The sequence below is a fragment of the Nitrospirillum amazonense genome (assembly GCF_007828045.1).
Taxonomy (GTDB): domain Bacteria; phylum Pseudomonadota; class Alphaproteobacteria; order Azospirillales; family Azospirillaceae; genus Nitrospirillum; species Nitrospirillum amazonense_C.
The window spans coordinates 87,255-112,194 of sequence record NZ_VITN01000001.1 but is presented as its reverse complement, the minus strand read 5'-3'; the positions used below and the strand labels follow the sequence as shown (position 1 = coordinate 112,194).

General features: G+C 69.7%; 17 protein-coding genes. 9 read left to right on the top strand and 8 right to left on the bottom strand.

The features are described 5' to 3' along the window. Nucleotides 1-9 precede the first annotated feature (9 nt). On the bottom strand, nt 10-2,421 hold the full coding sequence (locus FBZ89_RS00430; RefSeq protein ID WP_186457111.1) for an ABC transporter permease: 2,412 nt from the start codon (nt 2,419-2,421) through the stop codon (nt 10-12). 246 nt (nt 2,422-2,667) lie between these two features. Between FBZ89_RS00430 and FBZ89_RS00425 the strand changes: the two genes are divergently transcribed. The 4 genes from FBZ89_RS00425 (at nt 2,668) to FBZ89_RS00410 (ending at nt 7,304) form a co-directional block, all read left to right on the top strand. Next, nucleotides 2,668-3,558, top strand: a complete 891-nt coding sequence (locus FBZ89_RS00425; RefSeq protein WP_145748073.1) for a LysR family transcriptional regulator — start codon at nt 2,668-2,670, stop codon at nt 3,556-3,558. A 388-nt stretch (nt 3,559-3,946) separates the two neighbouring features. After that, nucleotides 3,947-5,368: a circularly permuted type 2 ATP-grasp protein gene (locus tag FBZ89_RS00420; protein ID WP_040846310.1), complete on the top strand. Its 1,422-nt coding sequence runs from the start codon at nt 3,947-3,949 to the stop codon at nt 5,366-5,368. Nucleotides 5,369-5,371: 3 nt separating this feature from the next. Further along, a complete protein-coding gene (locus tag FBZ89_RS00415; protein ID WP_145748072.1) occupies nt 5,372-6,322 on the top strand; it encodes an alpha-E domain-containing protein in 951 nt (316 codons plus the stop codon). A gap of 226 nt (nt 6,323-6,548) precedes the next feature. Continuing rightward, on the top strand, nt 6,549-7,304 hold the full coding sequence (locus FBZ89_RS00410; protein ID WP_145748071.1) for a proteasome-type protease: 756 nt from the start codon (nt 6,549-6,551) through the stop codon (nt 7,302-7,304). A 12-nt stretch (nt 7,305-7,316) separates the two neighbouring features. On the opposite strand, the gene FBZ89_RS00405 is transcribed toward FBZ89_RS00410, so the two are convergent. From FBZ89_RS00405 to FBZ89_RS00395, 3 genes are all read right to left on the bottom strand, one after another. Continuing rightward, nucleotides 7,317-10,880 carry a response regulator gene (locus FBZ89_RS00405; RefSeq protein ID WP_145748070.1) on the bottom strand — a complete coding sequence of 1,188 codons (3,564 nt, stop codon included), beginning with the start codon at nt 10,878-10,880 and terminating at the stop codon, nt 7,317-7,319. 137 nt (nt 10,881-11,017) lie between these two features. Further along, nucleotides 11,018-12,277 (bottom strand): sensor histidine kinase, encoded by a 1,260-nt coding sequence (locus tag FBZ89_RS00400; protein WP_246171997.1) that lies wholly within the window; start codon nt 12,275-12,277, stop codon nt 11,018-11,020. A gap of 167 nt (nt 12,278-12,444) precedes the next feature. Next, nucleotides 12,445-12,936, bottom strand: a complete 492-nt coding sequence (locus tag FBZ89_RS00395) for an Lrp/AsnC family transcriptional regulator (RefSeq protein ID WP_145748068.1) — start codon at nt 12,934-12,936, stop codon at nt 12,445-12,447. 128 nt (nt 12,937-13,064) lie between these two features. On the opposite strand from FBZ89_RS00395, the gene FBZ89_RS00390 reads away from it, so the two are divergent. Then, nucleotides 13,065-13,328, top strand: coding sequence for a DUF6356 family protein (locus FBZ89_RS00390; RefSeq protein ID WP_246171962.1), 264 nt, complete (start codon nt 13,065-13,067; stop codon nt 13,326-13,328). Here FBZ89_RS00390 and FBZ89_RS00385 read toward each other — a convergent pair. From FBZ89_RS00385 to sodC, 4 genes are all read right to left on the bottom strand, one after another. Further along, entirely contained in the window at nt 13,307-14,836 is a 1,530-nt protein-coding gene (locus FBZ89_RS00385) for a response regulator (RefSeq protein WP_145748067.1), read from the bottom strand. The genes FBZ89_RS00390 and FBZ89_RS00385 overlap by 22 nt on opposite strands. Then, complete coding sequence (locus tag FBZ89_RS00380) at nt 14,833-17,211, bottom strand: sensor histidine kinase (RefSeq protein ID WP_186457110.1); 2,379 nt, start codon at nt 17,209-17,211, stop codon at nt 14,833-14,835. The genes FBZ89_RS00385 and FBZ89_RS00380 overlap by 4 nt, the downstream gene beginning before the upstream one ends. A 228-nt stretch (nt 17,212-17,439) precedes the next feature. Next, nucleotides 17,440-18,678, bottom strand: coding sequence for an aspartyl/asparaginyl beta-hydroxylase domain-containing protein (locus FBZ89_RS00375; protein WP_186457109.1), 1,239 nt, complete (start codon nt 18,676-18,678; stop codon nt 17,440-17,442). A gap of 272 nt (nt 18,679-18,950) precedes the next feature. Next, entirely contained in the window at nt 18,951-19,502 is a 552-nt protein-coding gene (gene sodC / locus FBZ89_RS00370) for a superoxide dismutase family protein (RefSeq protein WP_145748064.1), read from the bottom strand. Between the two features lie 208 nt (nt 19,503-19,710). On the opposite strand from sodC, the gene FBZ89_RS00365 reads away from it, so the two are divergent. The 4 genes from FBZ89_RS00365 (at nt 19,711) to FBZ89_RS00350 (ending at nt 24,881) form a co-directional block, all read left to right on the top strand. Next, complete coding sequence (locus tag FBZ89_RS00365; RefSeq protein ID WP_145748063.1) at nt 19,711-20,421, top strand: winged helix-turn-helix domain-containing protein; 711 nt, start codon at nt 19,711-19,713, stop codon at nt 20,419-20,421. Beyond that, nucleotides 20,418-21,728, top strand: a complete 1,311-nt coding sequence (locus tag FBZ89_RS00360) for a sensor histidine kinase (protein WP_145748062.1) — start codon at nt 20,418-20,420, stop codon at nt 21,726-21,728. Before FBZ89_RS00365 ends, FBZ89_RS00360 begins: the two co-directional genes overlap by 4 nt. A 70-nt stretch (nt 21,729-21,798) precedes the next feature. Beyond that, nucleotides 21,799-22,497, top strand: a complete 699-nt coding sequence (locus FBZ89_RS00355) for an ABC transporter ATP-binding protein (RefSeq protein WP_211115052.1) — start codon at nt 21,799-21,801, stop codon at nt 22,495-22,497. Beyond that, nucleotides 22,494-24,881: an FtsX-like permease family protein gene (locus FBZ89_RS00350; protein ID WP_145748060.1), complete on the top strand. Its 2,388-nt coding sequence runs from the start codon at nt 22,494-22,496 to the stop codon at nt 24,879-24,881. Before FBZ89_RS00355 ends, FBZ89_RS00350 begins: the two co-directional genes overlap by 4 nt. Nucleotides 24,882-24,940: the final 59 nt, after the last annotated feature.

The window sequence follows — 24,940 nt, the reverse complement described above, 5'->3', positions numbered from 1 at the left end:
GCAGTCCCCTTATTCGTACCGCAGCGCCAGCACCGGCCGGGCGCGGGCGACCAGGATGGTCTGGCCGGCCACGGTGGCGGCGGCGATGGCCAGGGCCAGGGCGGTGGGGCCCAGGAAGGTCCAGGGGCCGATGTCCACGTGATAGGCGAAGCCGGCCAGCCAGCGGCGCAGGAACAGGTAGGCCGGCAGCCAGGCCAGCGCGCTGGCCAGCAGCACCGGCTTGGCGAACTGCCATAGCAGCAGGCGCAGGATGTCGGCCAGCGAGGCGCCGTAGACCTTGCGCACCCCGATCTCCTTGGTCCGCCGCTCCGCCGTCACGGCCGACAGGCCGTAGATGCCGGCGCAGGCCATGCCCAGGTTGATCAGGCTGAACAGGGTGATCATCTGCGTCTCATGCCGGATCAGGCTGGTCAGCGAGTTCAGGTGATCGTCGAAGAAATAGCGGTCGCTGGGCGCCAACTCCCCCATGCGGCGCCACAGGGCGTCGATGGCGGCCAGCGTGCGGGTGCGGTCGCCCGGCGCCAGCTTCACGTACATCAGCTCATACCCGCCGGGATCGCTGACGAAGAAGGTCGGGGCGATCTTGTCCTGCAGCGACCCCATGGGGAAGTCGGGCACCACCGCCGCCACCTGTACGTCGCCGTCCACGCCCGGCAGGTGCAGCGTCTGGCCAATGGCGTCTTCCGGCATGTCGTTGCCCAGGGCCCGCGCGGCCGTCTCGTTGATCACCACCTTGTGGCGCACGGTGCTGGGCCGCTTCGGGTCCGGCAGTTGCCCGGCCAGGGCGGGCAGGTGGAATACGGGCAGGAAGCCCGGGTCGGCCGCCACGCGGTTCAGGCGGACGGCGTGGCCATCGTTCAGCGTGGCCGTCACCAGGGGGCGGCTGCGCTCCAGGCTTTCCATGCCGGTGCAGCCCACGCCCTTCACCCCGTCGATGTGCTGCAGGCCGACGCGGATGGATTCCGGGCAGCTGGCGTCCAGGATCAGGATGTCGGCGGTGTCATAGGACACGCGGTCGCGGGTCAGCAGCTGTTGCTGGCGATAGGTGACCGAGGCCCCCACCAGCAGCATGACCAGCAGCATGAACTGCCCCATCATCAGGACCTGGCGCACCCGGGCCGTCCGGTCCACCACCGGGGCCGCCGTCCCCGGGCCGCTGCCCTTCAGGATGGCCACCGGCCGGTGCGCCGCCAGCACCAGGGCGGGGTAGAACCCGGCCAGCAGCGTGACGCCCACGCCCAGGCCGGCCACGATGGCCCCCACCTCGGGCGAGGCGGCGTCCAGCGACAGCCGCGCGTCGAGGAAGCGGTTGACCGGGGGGATGGCCAGTTCGGTCAGCGACAGGGCGATGACCATGGCGATGCCCACCAGGATCAGCGTTTCCAGCATGAATTGCGTCACCAGGTCGCGCCGCCGCGCGCCGCCCATCTTGCGCACCCCCACCTCCACGGCGCGGCGGGTGGCCCGGGCCGTGGCCATGTTGATGAAGTTGATGCAGGGGATCAGCAGGGTCAGCAGGGCGATGCCGCCGATCATGTACATGCGGTTCAGCCGGTCGGGGTTCAGGCCGGCGTGCAGCTGCAGGCCGGTCATCGGCACCAGCTGCGGCGACTGCCCGCCCGCATGCCCCGCCCCCCAATGCCGGGCGGCCAGCTCGTCCAGCGTCCGTTGCGCCGCCGCCGGGTCGGCGCCGTCCCGAAGGCGGACATAGGTGTAGACGTCGCCCGGCGCCCGCGCCGCCGTCTGGTCGCCATCCGCCCGTGGCCCGTCGACACGGGGCTGGGGGGTGCTGAAGGGCGAATAGGGCGAGGCGGAGGACGCCAGGATCATCACCTCCCGCATATGGCTGCGGAAGGGCAGGTCCCTCAGCACGGCGCGCACGCGCAGCGTGGTGCGCTCATCCAGGTCGATGCGCTTGCCCAGGGGGGATTCCGGCCCGAACAGCTTGCGCGCCATGGTCTGCGTCAGGGCCACGGCACCCGGGTCGGCCAGGCTTTCCTTCAGGTCGCCCTCCACCGCCGGCAGGTGCATGATGGCGGCGAAGGAGGGGTCGACCCAGGTGACGAACTCGCGGAAGGCGGCACCTCCCCGCCGGATCTTGCGGGCGTCGTCCAGCAGGCGGGCGGCGGCCTCCACCTCCGGCGCCTCCGCCACCAGCGTGGCGGCCAGGTCGGGCGGGGTGCGCCAGCGCACCAGGGGGCCCGGCTCCTGGTCCTCGTCCACCGGCGCCAGCACGCTGTCCACCAGGTACAGCTGGGCATGGTCGGGCAGGAAGGTGTCGTAGGCCATCTGGTCGCGGATCAGCAAGGCCATCAACAGGCTGGCCGTCAGCCCGACCACCAGCCCCGCCAGGCTGATGACGATGTCGGCCTTCACCTGCCGCAAGGACCGGATGGCCTGGCTTGCCGCGATGTACAGCATGGTCGCTTCCCTATTCCCCACCCGTTTTCGGGATCGCCGCGCCCGCAAGCAAAGGGCGGACCACCGCTTAAGCCCTTGGGATCGCTTAGCGCCAAGGCCTCGGGGCGCTGTCCGGAACCGCGCCTTGTCCGTTTCCGGACAGCCTGGTTGCCCGCTTCCGGACAATGATGCCGTGCTGCCCGCGCCTGCGCTACAGTGGCGGCGACGCCGCCGCTTCCGGCGGCACCCTGACGGCGGGCCCATCCCTTGACCCTGGAACAGTTGCGCATCTTCGTGGCGGTGGCGGAACGCCAGCACGTGACCCAGGCGGCGCGCGCCCTGAACCTGGCGCAGTCGGCGGCCAGCGCCGCTGTCGCGGCGCTGGAGGATCGCTATCAGACGGCCCTGTTCAACCGCGTGGGCCGCGGCATCACCCTGACGGAGGCCGGCCGCCTGTTCCTGGCGGAGGCCAAGGCCGTGCTGGCCCGGGCCGACATGGCCGAACGGGCGCTGGCCGAACTGTCGGGCCTGCAGCGGGGGCAGTTGCGGGTGCAGGCCAGCCAGACCATCGCCAGCTATTGGCTGCCGCGCCACCTGGTGGCCTTCCGCGACCGGCACCCGGGCGTGGACCTGGACCTCACCATCGGCAATACGGCGCAGGTGGCGGCCGCCGTGCTGGACGGCACGGCCGACCTGGGCTTCGTCGAGGGGGCGGTGGACAGCCCCGACCTGTCCGCCCACCAGGTGGCGCTGGACCAGCTGGTGGTGGTGGTGGCCCCGCATCATCCCTGGGCCTTCCGCGAGACGGTGGCGCCGGCCGACCTGCATGAGACGCCCTGGATCATGCGGGAACAGGGCTCCGGCACCCGTTCCGCCTTCCTGGCGGCGCTGGCGGATCTGGGCGTGGATACCGCCCGGTTGCGCATCGCGCTGGAACTGCCCTCGAATGAGGCGGTGCGGGCGGCGGTGGAGGCGGGCGGCGGCGCGGCGGCGCTGTCGGCCTCCGTCGCCAGCGGCAGCATCGAAGTGGGGTTGCTGCATCCCGTGCCGCTGACCCTGGCCCCGCGCGCCTTCACTTTGGTGCGTCATCCTGATCGCGGGCTAAGCCGCGCGGCTAGCGCTTTTCTAGACGAAATGGGCCGCCGGGACTTGGCTTAAGCGATAGAAGCCGCCGGTTGAAACCCTGTTCCCTCAAATGAACTTCTTTTGACTGTCCTGGCCGGGTCTTGACCTGGCGCAGGGCCTGTTCGATTGAAGGCTGACAAGGATAAGCGCGCCTTTTGGTTGCCACGGCGGCCGGCGCTCGGTTGAGGAGGAAACCCGTGATCATATCGCCGCAACGGCCCGCATCGGGCGCCTGCCGGGGCCATGATGGCATCTGCACAATTTATGGGCGATGAACGGCGGGCCATTGCCTGCGCATTGGGCGCCCATGCTTTTGCGTCCTTGGCGGAACGCATATTTCCTGGGCAGTTCCTAGGCTAGGCCGAGTTGGCGTGGCTCTTGCTCAACCAATCAGTCGGGCCTATCGATGGGGAAGGGGTTTATGGCGAAAGCAGACGGTCCATTCAATGAAATGGGCATGTCGGATGAGGTGCGCGGCCCGTATGCGGACATCGAACGATGGCTGCGCGAAATGCCGTCCGACAAACTGGAACTGAAGCGCCGCGAGGCGGAGACGCTGTTCCGGCGTGTGGGCATCACCTTCGCGGTGTACACGGAAGGCGGAGATCCGGAACGGTTGATCCCCTTCGACATCATTCCCCGCGTGCTGGCGCGGGCCGAATGGGACAGGCTGTCGCTGGGCCTGCACCAGCGGGTGAAGGCGCTGAACGCCTTCCTGGCCGATGTCTACGGTGAACGCCACATCCTGCGCGCGGGCAAGGTGCCGGAACGCATGGTGCTGGGGAACGAAAGCTTCCGGCCCGAGATGCAGGGCTTCCTGCCCCCGGCTGGCGCCTACACCCATGTGGCGGGCATCGACATCGTCCGACTGGATGCGGACAATTTCTATGTGCTGGAAGACAATTGCCGCACGCCGTCCGGCGTCTCCTACATGCTGGAGAACCGCGAGGCCATGCTGCGCCTGCTGCCCGACCTCTGCGGCATGCACAAGCTGGCGCCCGTCTCCCACTACCCGGAAGACCTGCTGGACACGCTGAAGTCGGTGGCGCCGCCCGCCTGCCGCGACGCGCCCACCGTGGCGGTGCTGACGCCCGGGTCCTACAACAGCGCCTATTACGAACACTCGTTCCTGGCCGATGAGATGGGCGTGGAACTGGTGGAGGGTGGCGACCTGTTCGTGGACGAGGGTTTCGTCTACATGCGCACCACCCAGGGGCCGAAACGGGTGGACGTGCTGTACCGCCGTATCGACGATGATTATCTGGACCCGCTGACCTTCCGTCCCGACAGCGCCCTGGGCGTGCCCGGCCTGTTCGCGGCCTACCGCGCCGGCCGGGTCACCCTGGCCAACGCCGTCGGCACCGGCATCGCGGACGACAAGGCGATCTATCCTTTCGTCCCCGAAATGATCCGCTTCTACCTTGGGGAAGAGCCCATCCTGTTGAACGTCCCCACCTATCTCTGCGAACGGGACGACGACCGCAAGTACGTGCTGGAGCACCTGCACGAACTGGTGGTGAAGGAGACGCGCGGGTCCGGCGGCTACGGCATGCTGATCGGGCCGCAGTCCACCGCCGCCGACCGGGCGGTGTTCGCCGACCGCATCAAGGCGCGGCCGGCCGACTATATCGCCCAGCCGACGCTGGCGCTGTCCACCTGCCCGACCTTTGTCGAGCAGGGCATCGCGCCCCGCCATGTCGACCTGCGGCCTTTCGTGCTGAACGGGCGGGAGATCCGGGTGGTGCCCGGCGGCCTCACCCGCGTGGCCCTGCGCGAGGGCTCCCTGGTGGTGAACTCCAGCCAGGGCGGCGGCACCAAAGACACCTGGGTACTGGAGCGCTGACCAATGCTGAGCCGTACCGCAGACGGACTGTTCTGGCTGGCCCGCTATATGGAGCGGGCAGCCAGCGTCGCGCGCCTGGTGCAGGTGGGCAACCGCATGTCCAACATGTCGCTGTCCCTGGACAATCCGGGCAACGAATGGCGTTCCACCCTGATCGCCACAGGCACGGAGCCGGGCTACCTCGCCAAGCATGGGGAGATCGTGCCCTCCCTGGTGCTGGATTACCTGGTGCTGGACCCGGAAAACCCGTCCAGCATCGTGTCCTGCATCGAAACCGCCCGCCGCAACGGCCGGGCGGTGCGCACCGCCCTGACCGTGGACACGTGGGAGGCGCTGAACGAGACCTGGCAGCAGACCCGGGCCTTGAAGGCCGACCGCCTGGCGGCGGACAGCTTGCCCGGCCTGATGGACTGGGTGGTCCAGCGGTCCCTGCTGTTCTGCGGCAGCTATGCCAACACCATGCTGCGCAACGACGGCTATCTGTTCACCCATCTGGGCACGCTGCTGGAACGGGCGGACAACACCGCCCGCATCCTGGACGTCAAGTATCACGTCCTGCTGCCCGACCATGAGGGCGTGGGCGGGGTGCTGGATTATTATCAGTGGCAGAGCATCCTGCGGGCCGTCTCCGCCCTGCGCAGCTATCACTGGGTCTATCATGACCGGCTGAAGCCCTGGCTGATCGCCGAGCTGCTGATCCTGCGGCCGGAAATGCCCCGGTCCCTGGTGGCCTGCCTAGCCCATGTGGTGGACCTGCTTGAGGCCCTGGCCGTGCGCTATGGCGGCCAGCGGGGCGAGTGCCACCGCCTGGCGGGCGAAATCCACGCCCGGCTGCGCTATGGCCGGGTGGAGGACATCTTCCAGTTCGGCTTGCACGAATACGTGACGCAGTTCATCGACGACATGCTGCGCCTGGGCCAGGAGATCAGCGGCTTCTACCTCAACGTCCGCTGAGCCGCCGCGAGGGGATCCGGACCCGGGCTTTCCCTGGGTCCGGATCCATTCATTGCGTTTCCGGGCCGTCGCCAATACTTAACGTGCGCACCCCCTGGTGGCAGTCGCCGGTTTCGGGGTATGACGGGGCATGGGGATAGGGGCCCTGTCCGTCGGGGCGCCCATCCCTCACTTGAGGAAGAAAGCCGCCCGTCGAGGATGGCGTCCCGCATGTCGAGGCCTGAAGATGACCTATTGCGTCGCCCTGTTTCTGAAAGCCGGGCTGGTGATGCTCTCCGATACCCGCACCAACGCCGGGGTCGACAACATCTCCACCTTCTGCAAGATGCACCGGTTCGAAACCCCGGGTGAGCGCTGCATGGTCCTGCTGACGGCGGGGAACCTGTCCATCAGCCAGTCGGTGGTGAACCGCCTGCACGAAGGCGTTTCCATCGGCGATGCCGATCCGGAAACGCTGGCCACCGTCCCGTCCATGTTCCGCGCCGCGCAGCTGGTGGGCGCCGCCATCCGCGATGTCTACAACAGCGACGGCCTGGCCATGAAGGCGCAGGGTGTGGGCTTCGACGCGTCGTTCCTGCTGGGGGGACAGATCCGGGGCCGGGGCATGCGCCTGTTCCAGATTTATTCGCCCGGCAACTTCATCGAAGCGACGCCCGAAACGCCCTACCTGCAGATCGGGGAGCACAAGTACGGCAAGCCCATCCTGGATCGTGTCGTCTCTTACGATACGCCGGTGCAGGACGGGGTGAAGCTGGTGCTGGTCTCCATGGACAGCACCCTGCGCAGCAACCTGTCTGTCGGCATGCCCATCGACCTTGCGGTCTACCACCGCGACGATATGCAATTGCGCATTCACCGCCGCATCACCGAGACCGACAGCTATTTCCAGCATGTGCGCGACCATTGGTCCAACGCTCTGCGCCAAAGCTACGGCACGCTGCCCACGGCGGACGAATGGTGGGCGGGTGAGCGCCAGGGCTAGCCCACCGTAGCGTTATCCCTCGGTCTTCTTCAGCAGCGGTTTCAGTACGGCGGCCACGGCGGCCAGCCCGGCTGGCAGGGTCGCCGCCAACGCGGCGATCTGGGGCCGGCAGTCATCAGCCTTGCCGGCGCGCGCGTGCGTCTGGATGCGGGTCGCCAGGGCCTGCATCTGGCGCAGGCCGATGTCGCCCGCCGTGGCGATAAGGGTATGGGCAGCTCTGGCCATGGCGTCGGTGTCGCTGGTGTTCGCCAGGGCCTCCAGCGCCGCCACCCGCGCTTCGCATTCGTTCACCGATGACATGACCAGGTCGGCCAGGGTGTCGGTGTCCAACAGCTCCGCCAACTGGCGCAGGGGGGCCGGGTCCAGCACCGGCGGGCCGGACGAGGGTGCCGACGGAACCGATGCCGGGGGGGCCGATACGGGGGGCGATACTGGGGCCGACACTGGGGTTGAAGCGGCGGGGGTGGCGGGAACGGCTGCTTCCACACTGTCCTCGATCGGCCCGCCCGCCGCGACCCAGCGCGCCACGGTGGTGGCCAGGGTGGGCAGGGCGAAGGGTTTGGCGATGTAGTCGTCCATGCCGGCGGCCAGATATTCCTCGCGCATGCCGGCCATGGCGTTGGCCGTCATGGCGATGACGGGGGTGCGCGGCCGGCCCGTCCTTTCCTGGATGTCACGGATGCGCTGGGTGGCCTGCACGCCGTCCATCTCCGGCATCTGGATGTCCATCAGCACGGCGTGGAAGGTCTCGCGCTCATAAAGGTCCAGCGCCGTACGCGCGTCGCCGGCCAGGGTGACACGATAGCCCAGCTTCTCCAGCATGGTCCGGGCGACCGTCTGGTTGATGAAGTTGTCGTCCACCACCAGCAGCCGGGCGCCGTTGCCGGCGGGCAGGCCGGGCCGTATGGGCTTGGGCGGTCGGCTGGGGCGCGGTGGCGATCCCTGTATCGGGGGCAGGGCCTGCGTCTTGGGCATATCCTTGGCGCGCACCGCCGGTAGACGCACGGTGAAGGCGAAGGTGCTGCCCTGGTTCAGCGTGCTATCCAGGGTGATGGCGCCGCCCATGAGCGCCACCAGCCGCTGGGAAATGGCCAAGCCCAGGCCCGACCCGCCGAAGCGGCGGGAGATCGAGGTGTCGGCCTGCCCGAACTTGCGGAACAGCTGCGCCTGGGCCGGCGCGCTGATGCCGATGCCGGTGTCGCGCACGGCGAAGTGCAGCGGCACCAGGCCGTCCTTGGCGATGCCCACCTCCACCTCCAGCGTGACCGATCCGCTTTCCGTGAACTTCACGGCGTTGCCCACCAGGTTCAGCAGGACCTGGCGAAGGCGGAACGGGTCGCCCCGGTAATGGCCGGGGGTGGCCCCCACCACCATCGTTTCCAGCCGGATGCCCTTGTCGCGGGCGCGTGGCTCCAGGATGGCCAGCACGCCGGCGGTGACGTCGGCCAGGGTGAAGGGCACCTCCTCCAGCTCCACCCGCCCCGCTTCCAGCTTCGAGATGTCCAGGATGTCGTTGATGATGGACAGCAGGGCGTCGGCGCTGTCGCGGATGATGGCGGCGTAGGTCGCCTGGTCGGCGGTCAGCGAGCTTTCCAGCAACAGCTGCACCATGCCCATGACCCCGTTCATGGGCGTGCGGATCTCATGGCTCATGTTGGCCAGGAAGTCCGACTTGGCGGCGTTGGCCGCCTCGGCGGAACGGCGGGCGGCGTCCAGCTCCTCTGCCAGGGTGCGCAGTTCACGCGCCTGCGCCGCCAGGCGGTCGCGCGCGTCGATCAGGTCGCTGACCTGACGCCGCTGCAGGGTCATGTCCATATAGCTGACGACGAAGCCGCCGCCCGGCATGGGGATGGCCCGCGCCTCCAGCGTGCTGCCGTCGGCCCGTGTCAGCTCATAAGTCATGGGTTCCGGTGAGCGCACCCCCGCCAGCGGGTCGGCGGCGCCATCCTTCAGCAGGGGCTCGACCTCGCCCAGGGGCAGGCCGGGCGTGCAATCCCCCGCCTTCAGCCCCATCAGGTCCAGGAAATGGCGGTTCCGGATGGACAGGCGCAGCTGGGCGTCGAACGCGACGATGCCCTGGTCGATGGATTCCAGGATGGTGGTCAGCAGCCTGTCTCGTTCCTGCAGATGCTGGCGCGCCTCCACCAAGGGCGTGATATCGCGTCCCACCCCACGAAAACCGCGAAAGCGGCCATCGGTCGCGTAATAGGGCCGGCCGGAGATTTCCACGTGCCGGATCTGGCCGTTCGGTCCGGGGACGGAATAGGTGAAGTCGCGGAAGGGGGTGCGTGTGTTGAGGAAACCCTCATAGATCACCCAGTGGGCGGCGTCGGCATCGGTCGACAGCTCGCGCCGGGTGCGGCCCAGCAGCTGGGTCATGTCGATGCCCACGAACTGCACCCCGTCGGAGATGTAGGTCAGGCGGTGGGTTTCGTCCGTTTCCCAGTACCAGTCGGTCGATACCTCCGTCAGGTCGCGGAAACGCTCCTCGCGCGCCACCAGTTCCTGCTCCTGCCGGGCGACGGCGTCGGCCATGGCGTTGAAGGCCTGGGCCACGGCCTCCAGCTCCGGCCCGCTGCCGGGGCTGTCGATGTGGATGGCGCGGTCGCCGGCGGCGATGCGCTGCGCCGCGTCGCCCAGGGCGCGCAGCCAGCGCAGGACCGACAGCTCCAACCCCGCCACACCCAGGGCGAAGGCCAGCAGGGTCACGGCCAGAACCACCACTAGGTTGCGACGGAAATCGATGTTGGCGGCGGCCAGCACATCGGCCTTGGACAGGCCGACGGCCACGCGGGCACCGGTATCCCCTACGCTGGCGATGCCGAACAGCCGGCCCACGCCATGCAAGTCGACCGTGTCGGCGTTGCCGTCCGGCGTGGCCAGCATGGCGCCGATCAAGGGCGCCCGAGGTTCGCCATCCCCCACCTCGGCACCGGACTCCGGGTATCGCGCCAGGATGTGGCCATGGCGGTCCACCGCCAGGAACACGGCATGCCGCGTCTCCACCAGCTGCCGCCCCATGTCCTCCAGCCATTGCAGGCTGATGGCGGTGCTGGCCACCCGGGCGACGCCGCCATTGGGGGTGGCCTGCATCTGCGCCACCACCATCACCGGCTGGCCCGAGGTGCGGCCGATCAGGAAATCGCTGATGGTCGGCTGGCCGGTCTTGATCAGGGTCTGGAAATAGTCGCGGTCGCCAAAGCTCTGGAAGGGCGGCGCGGAGGAAGAGCAGAAGGCCTGGCCGTCCGGCCTCATCAGATTGACGTTGGTGATCCAGGGATGGGCCGCCTTTATCAGCCGCGCGTCCTGCACACACTCTTCCAGCGGCAGGCGCGCGCTTTCGCTGATCAGCGTGTCCGCGATATGCCGGGCCTGGGCGATCAGCATCGCCTGCTGCCCGGCCACCGCGTGCGCCAGGCCCAGCGCCTGGGCCTGGGCGCCGGCGACGGCCTCCGACCGCCGGGCGCCGTAGTCGGCGATGGACAGGGCCGTGAGGGGCGCCACCACCACCAGCAGCAGGATTTGCAGCCGGGCCCGCAGGCCTTTGCCGTGCAGCTTCAGGTAGTGGGATGGCAAGCCGTTGTGCCTTTCCGGCTAAACGTCAGGGTCGCGCCATCATAGCGAAAGCCACCGGGAAATACAGGCACAGCCGCAAGACAGGATCGTTGCAGATCCGATTTTTCAATAAATTAGACGGCGCGCGCGGTCAGCCTTCAGGCCGCCTGCACCTTGCGCGCCCGGGGCACGGTGACGGAAATGTAGAACTGCGTGCCGGCCTTGTCGAAGGCCATCTCCGCGCCGATCTGGCGGCACAGCGCCTGGACCACGGTCATGCCGATGCCGGCCAGGCGGGCGGCCCCCATGTCGGTGGGCAACTGACCGCTGGGGTCGTCGATGATGCAGGACAGGCGGTTGTCCACCACCGCCAGGGTCAGCTGCACGGGGCTGTACAACTCGTCCGACCGGCGCAGGGTGGGGGTCAGCATCTCGTTCAGGATCAGCGCCAGCGCGACGCCCGTCTCCACCGGCAGCAGCACGGGCGTGCTGGTTACCTGCACCCGGTCCAGCGCACCGTATTCCGCCGCCACCTCGCGGCAGAAGGCCGGCAGCAGGGCGCCGAACTCCACCTCGTCCACCGTTTCGGCCTGCAGCATGCGCTTGTGGACTTCGTTGATGGCCAGCACACGGGTGCGGGCCTCCGCCAGGGCGCGTTCGGCCTGCGGGTCCTTGGTGTCATGGGTCTGCAACTGCAGCAGGGTGCCGATCATGGCCAGGCCGTTGCCCACGCGGTGGTTGATCTCGCGCAGCAGGCGGCCCTTTTCGTCCAGCATGTCCTGCAACTGCTGGCGCATGCGGCTTTCGCGGTCCGCCTCCGTCATGGCGCCGCTGGACAGGCGCCACACCAGGCCGCCCGCCACCAAGCAGATGACGACGCTGCCGGCCACGAACAGCAGGCGCAGGGTGTTGACCCGGCCTTGCCGCTGCACCAGCAGCGCCTGCTCGGTGCCATCGATGATGGCCACCTGCTCCCGCACCTCGGCCATCAGGGACTCGCCCCGTTCCAGGGTTATGGTGTCCGGGGGCGATCCGGCGGGGGCCTGCATCAGCACCTGCAGCGCATCCAGCCGCGCATTGGCCAAGGCCGTCAGGGTGGATGCGCGCCGCACCTGGTCCGGGTTGTCGCTCAACAGGGTGGTCAGCGCCAGCAACTGGTTGGTGGTGTCGTCGCGATAGCCCTGGAAGCGGTCGCGCGCCTCTGGCGCGTGGACCAGCAGGTACAGGCGCTGGGCTGATTCCGCCGACAGGATGTGGCTCAGCACCAGGGTCGCCGTGGTGCGGACCTGATAGCTGTGGTTCACCCACCTTTCGCTGCTCACCACCTCCGCGAAGATGGATTGCATGATCAACAGCAGGGCGACGATGCCACCCAGGGCCGCCAGCCCCGCCAGTCGCACCCGCTGTCGCAGCAGCATGTCCACGGCTTACGCCCTCATCAAACCCGGCACCCTCACGAAACCGCGACGCGCCAACCGCCCATAAAAAAAACCCACCGCGTTTCGCAACACGGATGGGGCAAACCAGAAGCGGAACATGACGCAGTTTTCCCCGGCTGGCGATCTTGCCTTTGGCGTATGCCCCTTTAGGGACGCGGCAAGGGGGCTGGCAACGGGCCTGGCAGGGGGATCGCCGTGGTGGATTTGATCCGTTCCATGGCGAAGCTGGAACTGACGTCGGTCAGCTTGGTCACCTTGATCAGGCGCTTGTACACCCGGTCGTAATGGGGAATGTCGGCCACCAGCACCTTCAGCAGATAATCGACGTCGCCGCTCATGCGGTAGAACTCCACGATTTCGGGAATGTCCGCCACGCCCCGGGCGAACGTCTCCAGCCAATCCTCGTCATGCTGGTTGGTCCGGATGGCGACGAACACGGTGATGCCGCAGCCCAGCAGGTCGGCGTCCAGCAGGGCGACGCGGCGGCGGATGATGCCGGCCTCCTCCAACTGCTTGACCCGGCGCCAGCAGGCGTTCGTCGACAGGGCGACGGTGTCGGCCAGCTGGGCGATTGATTGCGTGGCGTCCTCCTGCAGCAGCTGCAGCAGTCTGATGTCCGTCTTGTCAAGGTGTTCCATGGAATTGCCGCTTCGTGGGATAAAATCATCCTATCGCGGCACAATGGTGGGACAGTTTGGGATTTTTCTCAAGGCTGTCCGGGTTATGCTGATGTCATCGGCACCGAATGACAGGGGAGACGCGGATCATGTTGGGCAAGCTGTTTATAGACCACCCGCGGGCGGTCCAGGAAAGCTATGGCGAGCATGCCGTGGTGGCGGCGTCCTTCGGCGGCCGCATGGTGCTGGCGGGCCTGGCCTGTCTGGTGCACGCCGTCGTGCCGGGGCTCTTCGTGCGCACCGGCAGCCGCACCATCACCGCCCTGTATGACGAGATGGTGGTGAACCGCAACCGCAAGGCCGCCCGGGCGGAAGGCACCGTTGGCGCCGGCTACCGCTCGATATCCGGGTAACGCGTCCGGCTTTCCATCAGCGCCGGCGCCAACGCCAGGATGGCGTCCACCACGGTGGGGTCGAAATGGCGGCCCCGCTCCTTGACCATATGCTCCAGGATGCGTTCCAGGGGCCAGGGCGCCTTGTAGGGCCGGTGGCTGCCCAGGGCGTCGAACACGTCGGCGGCGGCGACGATGCGGGCCAGCGGGTCGATCTCATCCCCACGCAGGCCGCGGGGATAGCCCGTCCCATCCCATTTCTCATGATGCTGCAGGGAGATGATGGCACCGGCGCGCAGGATGTCCTGGCGCGCGTCCTTCAGCATGCGCCAGCCGATGTCGGCATGCGTCTGCATCACCTTCCATTCCTCCGCATCCAGCTGGCCGCGCTTGTTCAGGATGTGGTCGGGGATGCCGATCTTGCCGATGTCGTGCAGGGGGGCCGCATAGCGCACCCGCGACACCATGGTCTCATCATAACCCAGGTAGGCGGCGATCATGCCCGCCGCCTCCGACACCCGCTTCAAATGGTTGCCGGTTTCCTGGCTGCGGGTCTCCACCGCCTCGCCCAGGCGGAAGACGATCTCGCGCTGGGTCTCCTCGATCTCCTCCTTCAGGCGCAGGTTGTCGAAGGCCACGGCCAGGTTGCGGACGAACAGGGCCAGCAGGTCGCGGCCCAGGGGTGTGGCGGCGGCGACACCATCCAGATACAGCAGGCGGCGCCCACCGCCACCGGTGGGCAGCCATTCGCTCCAGCGGTCGTGTTCCCGCAGGTTGCCGTCCAGCGCCAGGGCAGCCTGCACATCTGGGGGCGGGGGGCCGTCCTCCGCCCACCCCGCGAACCGGCCGCAGGCGGCGAGGGCGCGGGCCGGGCCGTCGGACCGGTCCTGCTCCAGCACCACGCCGTTCAGCCCCACCCCGCCCGTCAGGCCCGCCAGCTGCTCCAGGCAGGTGCGGGCCAGGCGGTCGGCGGCGGTCAGGTGGAAGATGCGGGGCAAGGCGTCGACCAGCCTGCGCAGGCCCTGGCGGCTTTGCTCCACCGCCGCGATGTCGCGGTACCCGCGCAGACAGGAATACATCAGGGTGAACAGCTGCCGCTCCGTCAGTTCCCCCTTCTCACGATAGTTGTCGATGTCGTAGCGGGCGATGATCTCGGCCTCGGGCGCCGAGCCCGGCTGACCGGTGTTCAGCACAATGCGCACCTGGCGGTTGCCCAGCCGTTCCCGCACTGCCTTGGCGGCGTCCAGGCCGGCGCTGTCGCTTTCCATCACCACGTCCAGCAACAGCACGGCGATGTCCGGATGTTCCTCCATGCGCTGCAAGGTCTCCGCCCCGGAATGGGCATGCAGGAAGGCCAGCGGCCGGCCGTCCATGCGAAACCCCTCCAGCGCCAGCTCGGTGACGGCGTGGATGGCCGCGTCGTCGTCGGCGATCAGCACCTTCCAGGGCGCCACGGGGGGCGCCACGGGGCACTCCGGCGGAACCGGGTCGGCGGGCGGCCGGGCGAACAGGTCGTCGAAGGTCATCATGGCGATGTCCGGGTGAGGGCTTCAGGCGCGGTCTCCGCCGACATGGCGGGAGGCAGGATCAGGGGCATTTCGATGCGGAAGGTGGTGCCGGCGCCGGGCGCGCTGTCCACGGTGATGCGGCCGTTGAGGCCGCTGGTGACCAGGGTATGGGCGATGGACAGACCCAGGCCGCTGCCGCCCTGGCCCCGCTTGGTGGTGTAGAAGGGCTCGAAACAGCGATGGCGCACCTCCGCGGTCATGCCGATGCCGTCGTCGCGCACCTCCAGGATGGCGCGGGGGCCTGACCGGGCCAGGGTGACGCGCACGGTGCCGCCCTCCTGGTCGGGGAAGGCGTGCATTACGGCGTTCAGCACCAGGTTGCTGACCACCTGCCACAGCTGGGCGGGCACGGCCCGCACGATGATCTCGCCGTCCCCCTCAATGGCCAGGGTGTGCCGGCCGCGCCGCAGTTCCGGCCGCAGGTTGACCAGCGCGTCCTCCAAGTACTGCTTCAGCCGCACCTCATGCTCGGCGTCGCCGTGCTGGTCGATGGCCACCTGCTTGAAGCTGCGCACCAGCCGGGTGGCGCGATCCAGATTCTCCTGGATCAGCGACGTCAGGGTGGCCGCCCGCTTCAGGTAGTCGTCCAACATCTCCTTGGTCATGGTGCGCTCGGCGAAGGCGCCGGCCAGCAGGCGGGTGCGCTCCGCCAGGGTGCTGGCGGCGGTGACACCCACGCCGATGGGGGTGTTCACCTCATGCGCCACACCGGCCACCAGGCCACCCGACGCGGCCATCTTCTCGCTTTCCACCAGCTGGTCCTGCGTCTCCTGCAGCTGGGCCAGGGTCGTCACCGCGCGTTCCTTGGCGGCGGTGAGCGCCAGCTCGTCGCGCTTGCGGGCGGTGATGTCGGTGGCCAGGCCCACGATCATGTCGCCGCCGGGGACCAGCCGGAAGCGGGCCTCATACCAGCGCCGGCCACCGGGCAGGGGCGCGTCGAAGCTGTACTGCCCGCCACCCTCCGCCAGGCGGGCCAGCAGGGTGGGCATGGTCAACAACCGCATGCCGGCGGGGTAGAGGGTGGCCAAGTGGGCGTTGACCTCGGCCAGGGTGGCGCCGGGCCGGGTCAGATGCTCAGGCAGGTCCAGCACGGCGGCCAGGCGGGCGTTGGCCGCCCTCACCCGGCCCTCGCGGTCCAGCAGGCACAAGCCTTCCGTCATGTTGTCGAAGGTCAGCCGCAACTCGCTCACCGCCTTGTGGAGGCGCTGCTCCAGCAGGATGGCCGGGGCCAGCAGCCGGCGCGACGCGGCGCCGTAGGCCAGCCAGATGCCGGCCAGCAGCAGGACCGCGCTGCCGAGGGGCCACAGGCTGCCGCGGAGCAGCGCCGACAGGAAATCCCCCCAGGGCATGCGTACCACCAGCGACCAGCCGAGGTTGGTCAGGGGCAGGGCGGCCGTCAGCCAGGCGCCGTCGCGCACCGGCTGGCCCGCGCCCGCCAGGGCCTTTCGCATCTCGGCCAGGGGCAGGCTGGGACGGTCGCCGGTCTTGGGGTCCGGCAGCACGGCCTCCGCCGGGGCGCCGCCACGCGACACGATGGTGCCTTTGGTGTCGACGATCAGCAGTTCGTTGCCGGGAAGATTCGGCAGGGGTCCGATCGCCCGCCACAATCCCTCCAGGGACAAGCTGACGGTGACGGCCAAGAAGTCGGGCCGGTCGCTGGATCGGGTGAGATAGGCGGCGGTGACGCCCCGGCCCGCCACCATGCTGCGATAGGGCGGGCTCATCATGCCTTGGCCGGTCTTCAGCGCACGTTGCGCCAGGCCACGGATGCTGGCGATCAAGCGGTCGCCGGTCATGTCGTCGCGCAGGCCCCGGGGCATATCGGGGTAGGTCAGCGCCCAGTCCGGCCCAATCACGGTGACCGAACTGATGGGCGTGCCGCTGGCCAGCAGGCTGATGCTCTGCAGCAGGGACAGAAGGCAGGCGGTGGGGCCGGCGGGCGGGCGCTGGTCAGGCGCCGCCAGGATCAGGTGGGCGTTCAGCGCCGCGGGATCGGGCCGCAGGCGCTCGTCACAGCGCACGGCGTCGTTGGCGGGCAGGCCTTGGATGCTGCCGGGTTCCGCCCGCGTCCCCGACAGGCGCGTGGCCACGCCGTCACCGATGGTGCGCGCCTGTTCCAGCGCCGGGGTTAGGGTCAGGGCCCGGGCCAGCAGCTGGCGTTGCAGGTCGGCAACCAGCGCGTCGGCGTCGTGGTGCAGCTGCGCGCCCGCCACCGCCAGCACGGCCAGGGTCAGCAGCACGGCGGCACCCAGCAGGCCCCGGCGGCCGAATTGGCCCAGACGCGGAATGCCGCCGCCATCCAGGGCACCCCCCAGAGCGCGGTCCGGGTCTAGCATTCCGTCCCGTGGCACCGCCGTCAGCGCGGGGGTTGGGGTGGGATTTGGGGTCGAGGAGGAATAGAAGGTCATAAGGGTCCGCGTGCCACCTGCCCCGGTCCGAAAGGGGGGGAAGGGGGACGCGTTCCGGACGCGCCCGCTGGGACCGGTCACCGCCCAGTCATATGGACGGAGGCGCGGCCGTGCTCACTGTATGCTTCGGCATAGCTTGGCCAAGCCGACGCCTGCCTAAAGGCCGCTTCCCTCATCGGTCTGGGCGGGCCCGTCGCCATTGAAACGGTCGATGCCGGTCATGACCCGGGTGATCATCTCGCGCTCGGCCGCGCTCAGGTGCGGGTGCCAGATGTCGAACAGCAGGATGACGCGGGTCTGGTCACTGTCGTTCCATGCCTCATGCTCGATGGTGTCGTCGAACGCCCAGGCCTCGCCCACCTTCCACTCCCGCACCTCGTTGCCGACCCGGAAGCCGCAGCCGGGTGGGACCACCAGGGGCAGATGCACCACCAGCCGGGTGTTGGATACGCCGGTGTGGGCGGGAATGCGGGTGCGCGGCTTCAGCACCGAATACATGGCGGCGGGCGACTTGCCCGGCACCTGGGGCTGGGGCATGGCGTCCAGCAGGGCGGCGGTCCTAGGGCAGCGGGCGCGATTCTCCGCGTGCGGCCGGCCGTAATGCATGAAGTGAAAGGCGCTCCACCGCGGGGAATGGTTCAGCTCCGCCCACTGGTCCAGGGGCAGGCCCTCGGGATAGGCGATGTAGGGCACGAACCGCTGGGGATCGTCCCCGTCCCGCAGGACGGCGGCCAGTTCCGCGCGCACGGCGTCGGTCCCGGCCTCCAGTTCCGCCAGCCAGGGGAATTCCTCGCGGTCGAAAAATTCGATGGCCGGTAGGCCCGGGTAGAAGAACTGCGCCGGCTGCTGGTGATAGGGTTTGGTGCGCCCTAGCGCCATGTCGACGAAACGGGCCATGCGCCGCGCCTCCCCGCTGGCGCAGCGGCGCAGATCGCCGTCGATCTCCCCTTTCAGGAAGCCGTCGAGGTCGGCGAGGTACTCCGCATGGCGTTCCCGCGCGCGGGCCACGGCCCGGGCCGTGGCGACGTCCAGCACCGCGTCCGGCGGCGCCAACTGCAGGGCGGTGCCGTAGGCCGCCCCCGCCTGGCGCGGCTGGCCCATACTGTCCAGCAGCGAGGCGCGCATCAGCAGGGCCATGAAGTTCCGGGCGTCCAGCGCCAGCGCCCGGTCCAGTGCCGACAAGGCGACCTGGGGCTGGCCCAGCGCGCGCTGGGCGCCGGCCAGGTTCAGCCACAGCGGCACTTGGCTGGGAAGGAAGGACAGCGCCTCCTCCAGCAGCGCCACAGCCCGCGCCGGTTGGCCCGCCGCCATGGCCCGGACCGCCGCCGCGTTCAGGCCGCGCGCCTGATCCTCCGCCTCCGGTCGGCTGCCGCCGGCCTCCGCCTCGTCACCCATAACGCCCCCGCGTTTTCCGGGTGGTGCCGATCCTATCGGGGACATGGCCAGGCCTTGCGGCCCCGATCCCCCGCCAGCACCCTCCCGGTTTCATTACCGGCCCGGCCGCACCCGGCCTGCCTTTATGCCTACTACTATAGGCGGGGCGGAAGAGGCCCCACAAGGGGCGCGTCAGGATTTGTTACGCAGATTAAAATTTAGGCGAACTGCAAAAAATTAAGCCCCAGCAGAGGGTTCCGCTGGGGCTTTGCTCATCTGTGGCGGGGTGGACCTTACTTCTCGCCCACCACGCCGCAGGCGATGCGGCCGCCGCCGCCGCCCAGCGGCTCCGGCGTGTCGGAGAAGTTGTCGCCGCCGGCATGGATCACGAAGGCGTGGCCGGCCAGGTCGGACAGCGTCAGGTGCGGCACCGTCAGCGGTTCGGGGGCGCTGCTGCCATCGGCCGCGATCGTCAGCGGCGGCAGGTCGCCCTTGTGGCCGTCGGCCGTGGGCCCCAGGTGCTTGCCGGTGCCGGCGGGGTCGAAGTGGCCGCCGGCGCCGAGGCCGGCGCCGGGCTTGCCATCCTTTTCCCCCGGCTGGCACGAGGCGTTCGCGTGCAGGTGGAAGCCGTGCACACCCGGCGGCAGGCCGGTCAGCTTGGGCGTCAGCACCAGGCCGCCGCTGCCCTCGGTTGCGGTGATGGTGCCGATGGCGGCCCCCACGCCGGTGGCGGTGATCAGGTGGACGGTGGTGACGACCGGGGCGCCGGCGGCCAGGGCCGGGGCGGTGGTGGCGACCGCCATCGCGGCCGACAGCAGGGCGGCGCGCAGAATGGACTTCGTCATGCTTTCCCTCCAGATGGGCCCGGCGTTCCCCGGCGAAGCGGGCGCGGGCTTATGGGCAGGTTTGGTTAACACGCTGAATGATAGGGGAGAAGGCCGGGGCCTGCCAGCAGGCAGGCTGCTTAGGCCGTAAGATTGCGACTATGTCGCGGGGCCGACGTTTCACGCTATCGTCGGGCGTGCAGACATCGCATTCAAGGGTGCCGCCCTCATGATCCCGCCCCCGCCCGACGGCGCCCGCATCCTGCTGGTGGAAGACGACGACCGGTTGGCGCCCCTTGTGGTGCGCCATTTGGCCGACAGCGGATTCCAGGTCGCCTGGGCCGCGGACGCGGCGGCGGCTGACGCGCATTTGCGGGCGCATGCCGTGGACCTGGCGGTGCTGGACATCATGCTGCCAGGGGAGGATGGCTTGTCCCTCTGCCGTCGCATCCGCCGCGACCACGACATCGGCATCATCATGGTCACCGCCCGGGGGCAGGAGGCCGACCGAATCCGCGGCCTGGACCTGGGCGCCGACGACTACCTGCCCAAGCCCTACAGCCTGTGGGAGCTGGAGGCGCGGGCCAAGGCGGTGCTGCGGCGCTGCGTCCGCGCCGGCCCGGCGGCGGCCCCGCCCGCCATCCACCACGCCGGTCCCTTCCGCATCGACGCCGGCAGCCGCACCGCCAGCCTGCACGGCCAGGCCCTGGATCTGACGCGCACGGAATTCGACCTGCTGGCCCGACTGGCGGCGGAGCCGGGGCGGGTGTTCAGCCGCGACATGCTGCTGGAATGCGTGCGGGGTGGGGAGACGGACGCCTTCGACCGCGCGGTCGACACCCACATCAGCAACCTGCGCCGCAAGATCGGTGACGACCCCAAGACCCCCACCTTCATCCGCACGGTGTGGGGCGTGGGCTACCGGTTCCACCTGTCATGAGGGGGCCGGGCCTGTTCCGCCTGATGTTCTGGCGGGCGCTGCTGCTGGTCGCCGTCTGCCTGGGCATCCTGGTGACGCTGTCCTTCCATTTCCAGGCGCGCTTCCTCTATGGCGACTGGCAGCGCGATCTGCAGGAAGAGGCGCGCTGGCAGGCCAGCCACTGGCCCGAGGGCCAGGATCCGGCGACCGTCGTCCAGGCCTGGGGGGCGGCGCACCGCCGGCTGCGCCTGACCTGGCTGGCGGCCGATGGCCATGTTGTGGGTGACAGCCGACCTGACCGCCCGCCCTTGGATACCGGGTTGGTCGGCGCGGGGCACCAGGATCTGGAGGTGCTGGTGGGCGCCGCGCCGCTGCCCGGCGGCGGCACCCTGGTGCTGAGCCGCGCCGGCCAGCCGGCGATCCCCTTCCATGTGGAGTTCGTGCCCGTCGTGCTGGTGTTCGTCGGGTTGGCCGCCTTGCTGGTCTGGCCGCCGGTGCGCGACCTGACGGGGGCCTTCCGCCGTCTCTCCACCCTGGCCGCGCGCGTGGCCGGCGGGCACTTCGGGGAGACGCTGGCCCCGCCGCGCCAGCGCGAACTGGCGGGCCTGGTCCAATCCTTCAACGACATGTCGCTCGCCTTGCGCGATGCCGAAACGCGGCAGCGCCGGCTGCTGGCCGACGTGTCGCACGAACTGCGCTCCCCCCTGGGCCGGCTGCGGGCGCTGGAGGAGACCATCGCCCGCCGGCCGGAACAGGCGGCCCCGCACCTGGCGCAGATGGATGCGGAGATCGCGCTGATGGATCGCCTGATCGGCGACATCCTGGAGGCGGCACGGGTGGAGGAAGGGCCTGTTCCCTTGGTACGGGAAGCGGTGGCGCTGGCCGACTGGGGGCGCCAAGCCTTCGCCCGGCTCTCATCCCGTATCGAGGGCGCCGGCATCGGGGTGTCGGTGAGCGTGGACGCGGACCGCGCCGTTCACATCGACGCCGAACGCCTGTTCCAGGCCCTGGGCAACCTCGTGGACAACGCGGTGGCGGCCACCCAGGGCCGGCCGGACGCGCGCATCACCCTCAGCCTGCGCGCTGATGACGTGGACTGGCGCGTGACGGTGGCCGACAACGGCCGGGGCATCCCGGCGGCCGACCTGCCCCACGTCTTCGACCGCTTCTTTCGTGTTGATCGCCACCGGAGCTGGCGCACCGGCGGTGCTGGCTTGGGCCTCGGCATCGCCCGCAGCCTGGTGGTGGCGCAGGGCGGCCGGCTGACGCTGGACAGCACGGTGGATGTGGGCACCACCGCCACGCTGGTTTTCCCCACACTTTCCTGACAATCGCGGCAAAGGCGCCCGACACGGCCCCGCCATGCTGTCCCCTCTTCAACCAGAAAGGGGGGCGCTAGTGTCGCCTGTCATTCAATTGCTGGCCGCCGGGCGGACGTTCCGCCAGGGACCTGACGCGTACGCCGCGCTGCGGCCCGCCACCGTCACCATCGACCGGGGGCAGTATGTGGCGGTGACGGGGGCGTCCGGCTCCGGCAAGTCCACGCTGCTGAACCTCATCACCGGGGTGGATCGGGCCAGCCAGGGCTCCGTCCGCGTCAACGGCACGGCGCTGGAGACGTTGGGTGAGGGGGCGCTGGCCCGCTTCCGCGGGGCCAGCATCGGCATCGTCTTCCAGTTCTTCGAACTGATCCCCACCCTGACCGCGCTGGACAATGTCATGCTGGCCATGGATTTGGTGGGCACGGTGCCGGCCAAGGCGCGTCGGGCGCGGGCCCTGTCCCTGCTGGGCGACATGGGCCTGGCCGACCAGGCCTTCCGTCCGCCCGGCCGCCTTTCGGGTGGCGAGCAGCAGCGCGTGGCCATCGCCCGCGCCCTGGCCAATGACCCGCCCATCCTGGTCGCGGACGAACCCACCGGCAACCTGGACCGAGCCAATGGGGAACGCGTGGCCGCCCTGTTCGACCGCTGCGTGGCCGATGGGCGCACCGTCATCGTCGCCACCCACGAACGCGTCGGTCTGGATCGCTATCGCCGGGTGCTTCGGGTCGAGGACGGCCAGGTGACGGAGAGTAATCCGGCGGGGGGTGCGCCATGATCTCCGTTCGGCTGAAGAAGGTGGCGCGCGACTTCGGCGTGCGCTGGGGCCGCACCCTGATGGCTTTCGTCGGCCTCACCATCGGCCTGTTCGTCGCCGGCGCGGTGGTGGCCGCCTATTCCCTACTGCGCACGGACCTGGACGCCGGCTATCGCCGCACCAACCCGCCCAACCTGGTGCTGCGCACCGATGCCGTGCCGCCGGAGGCGCTGCGCCGGCTGGCGGCCCTGCCCGGCGTCGCGGCGGTGGAGGAACGCCCATTGGTGATGGCCCGGGTGCAAACCCGGCCGGGCCGCTGGTGGCCCCTGGAACTGTCGGTGGTGGACGACTTCCGCGACCTGCGCGTGGCCACCTTCGCCCCCGATACCGGCCTGCCCCAGGAGGCCTGGCCGCCCCCCACCGGCAGCCTGCTGCTGGAACGCGATGGACGTTATTTCATGGAGGGCGGGCCGGGTGCCGCGCTGCCGCTGCGTTTCGCCAATGGCGCAACCGCCAGCGCGACCTTCAGCGGCTATGTCTTCGATCCCGGCCAGCATCCCTCGCGCATGGAAATGGTGCTTTACGGCTATGTCACCCGTGCCACCCTGGCCGCCTGGGGCCAGACGCTGGATGGCACCCGCCTGCTGCTGACCACGCGCGCGTCCAACGGCCCGGAAAGCGCCGGCGCGCTGGCCCCGGCGGTGGAGTCCACGCTGGCGGCGGCGGGCGTGGCCGTGCGGCGCCTGGATATCCAGGACGTTCCGGTCTACGGCCACCAGAACCAGCTGGACGCGCTGCTGGTGCTGATGGCCGGCTTGGCCCTGACCACCCTGGTCATGGGCATGGTGCTGGTGGTCAACCTGATCGATGGGATGATGACGCGGGAACGGCGGGTGGTGGGGGTGATGCGGGCCCTGGGGGCCCGGCCTGGGCAGGTGCTGCGCGACTATCTGCTGGCCACGGGCGCCTTGGGCCTGGCGGCGGCCCTGGCCAGCCTCTGGCCCGCCATGGCCATGGGCACGGTCATGGCACGCTTCCTGGCCGCCGGCAATAATTTCGACCTGTTGACGCCCCGGCCACCCCTATGGGTGGCGGCTGTCATCCTGGCTTTCGGTGCGGGCACGCCCCTGGCGGTTGCCACCTGGCGGGTCGGGCGGACGGTGCGCTTGCCCGTGCGCTTGGCCCTGATGCGGGCCGATGGGCAGGGCGGCGGCGCGGGCGTGGGCATGCTTGGCCGTGCCGTGATCCTGCCCCTGCTGCCCCGCCTGGCGTTGGGGGCCGTGCTGCGACGGCCCCGCCCGGCCGTGCTCAGCGCCCTGGTGTTGGCCATCGGCCTGGCCTTTTTCCTGACGGCCCTGAACGTCCGCGCCTCCATGCAAGGCACGGCGGCGGCGGTGGCGCGGACCAAGCCCTATGATGTGCAATTGGCGTTGCGCCAGCCTTATCCGGTGGACCGCCTGCGACCCCTGCTGGCCGGCCGGGCGGAGGTCCGCCTGGCGGAGTACTGGCGGGCGGCGGCCGCTATACCGCTGGGCGCCGACGGGATGCGCCTGGGCAACGCCATTCCGGTGGTGGCGCCGCCGGCGGACACCCGTCTGCTGCGCCCCGACCTGCTGGCCGGGCGGTGGCTGGCCGGGAACTCTCTGGCTGGCACACCCAATGGTGTGGTCGTGACGCAGAAGCTGCTCGCCGACGTCCCGGCCCTCCGGTTGGGCGGCGCTTATCGATTGAGTGCCGGGGACCGGGTCGCACCGGTCACCATCGTCGGCGTGGTGCGGGAATTCGGACCGGGCCGCGTCTACGCCCCCGCGGCGGTGATGGACGCCCTGCGCCCCTCTCCCGCGGACGCCGACCTGGTCTACCTGGCCCTGGCCCCGGGCGCGGACCAGCGCCGGGTCGCCCAGGAGTTGCAGGACGGCCTGACCGCCGCCGGCATCCAGGTGGGGGAGGCGGAGACGGCCGGTATGCTGAGGGCGATCATCGACGGTCATCTGGACTTCATCACCCTCATCCTCATGGCGATCTCCGTCCTGGCCTTGGCTACCGGCGTGCTGGGCCTGGCGGCCTGCGTCGGCGTCAGCGTGGCGGAGCGGACGCGCGAGGTCGGGGTGATGAAGGCCATGGGCGGTGGTGGCGCCACCCTGGTGCGCCTGTTCATCTATGAGGCGGTGGTGATCGCCGTCCTGGGCTGGGGCGTCGCCTCGGCATTGGCGCCGCTCATCAGCCGCCCGGTGGTGGCCCGCTTCGGCCAGAGCATCATCCGCTACCCCTTCGACTACCAGGCCTGCCTCTGGGGGGGCGCCGCCGGCCTGGGGGTGGCCCTCCTGGTCGCGGTACTGGCGGCGTTGGCCCCCGCGCTGTCGGCGGCGCGCGCCGCCGTGGCCACCGCCCTGCGGGTTGAATGAGGGCAGGCCATTTGATCACGATCTTGTAGGCGACCGGTCGGATCCGCAAGGGTCCGGCC

Bases quoted from the DNA above. Each gene is read 5' to 3' on its own strand.
- FBZ89_RS00380 (WP_186457110.1), bottom strand. From the start codon at position 17,211: ATGCTAGACCCGGACCGCGCTCTGGGGGGTGCCCTGGATGGCGGCGGC.
- FBZ89_RS00365 (WP_145748063.1), top strand. From the start codon at position 19,711: ATGATCCCGCCCCCGCCCGACGGCGCCCGCATCCTGCTGGTGGAAGAC.
- FBZ89_RS00400 (WP_246171997.1), bottom strand. From the start codon at position 12,277: ATGCTGCTGCGACAGCGGGTGCGACTGGCGGGGCTGGCGGCCCTGGGT.
- FBZ89_RS00420 (WP_040846310.1), top strand. From the start codon at position 3,947: ATGGCGAAAGCAGACGGTCCATTCAATGAAATGGGCATGTCGGATGAG.
- FBZ89_RS00350 (WP_145748060.1), top strand. From the start codon at position 22,494: ATGATCTCCGTTCGGCTGAAGAAGGTGGCGCGCGACTTCGGCGTGCGC.
- FBZ89_RS00415 (WP_145748072.1), top strand. From the start codon at position 5,372: ATGCTGAGCCGTACCGCAGACGGACTGTTCTGGCTGGCCCGCTATATG.
- FBZ89_RS00390 (WP_246171962.1), top strand. From the start codon at position 13,065: ATGTTGGGCAAGCTGTTTATAGACCACCCGCGGGCGGTCCAGGAAAGC.
- FBZ89_RS00410 (WP_145748071.1), top strand. From the start codon at position 6,549: ATGACCTATTGCGTCGCCCTGTTTCTGAAAGCCGGGCTGGTGATGCTC.
- FBZ89_RS00375 (WP_186457109.1), bottom strand. From the start codon at position 18,678: ATGGGTGACGAGGCGGAGGCCGGCGGCAGCCGACCGGAGGCGGAGGAT.
- FBZ89_RS00385 (WP_145748067.1), bottom strand. From the start codon at position 14,836: ATGATGACCTTCGACGACCTGTTCGCCCGGCCGCCCGCCGACCCGGTT.
- sodC (WP_145748064.1), bottom strand. From the start codon at position 19,502: ATGACGAAGTCCATTCTGCGCGCCGCCCTGCTGTCGGCCGCGATGGCG.
- FBZ89_RS00360 (WP_145748062.1), top strand. From the start codon at position 20,418: ATGAGGGGGCCGGGCCTGTTCCGCCTGATGTTCTGGCGGGCGCTGCTG.
- FBZ89_RS00395 (WP_145748068.1), bottom strand. From the start codon at position 12,936: ATGGAACACCTTGACAAGACGGACATCAGACTGCTGCAGCTGCTGCAG.
- FBZ89_RS00430 (WP_186457111.1), bottom strand. From the start codon at position 2,421: ATGCTGTACATCGCGGCAAGCCAGGCCATCCGGTCCTTGCGGCAGGTG.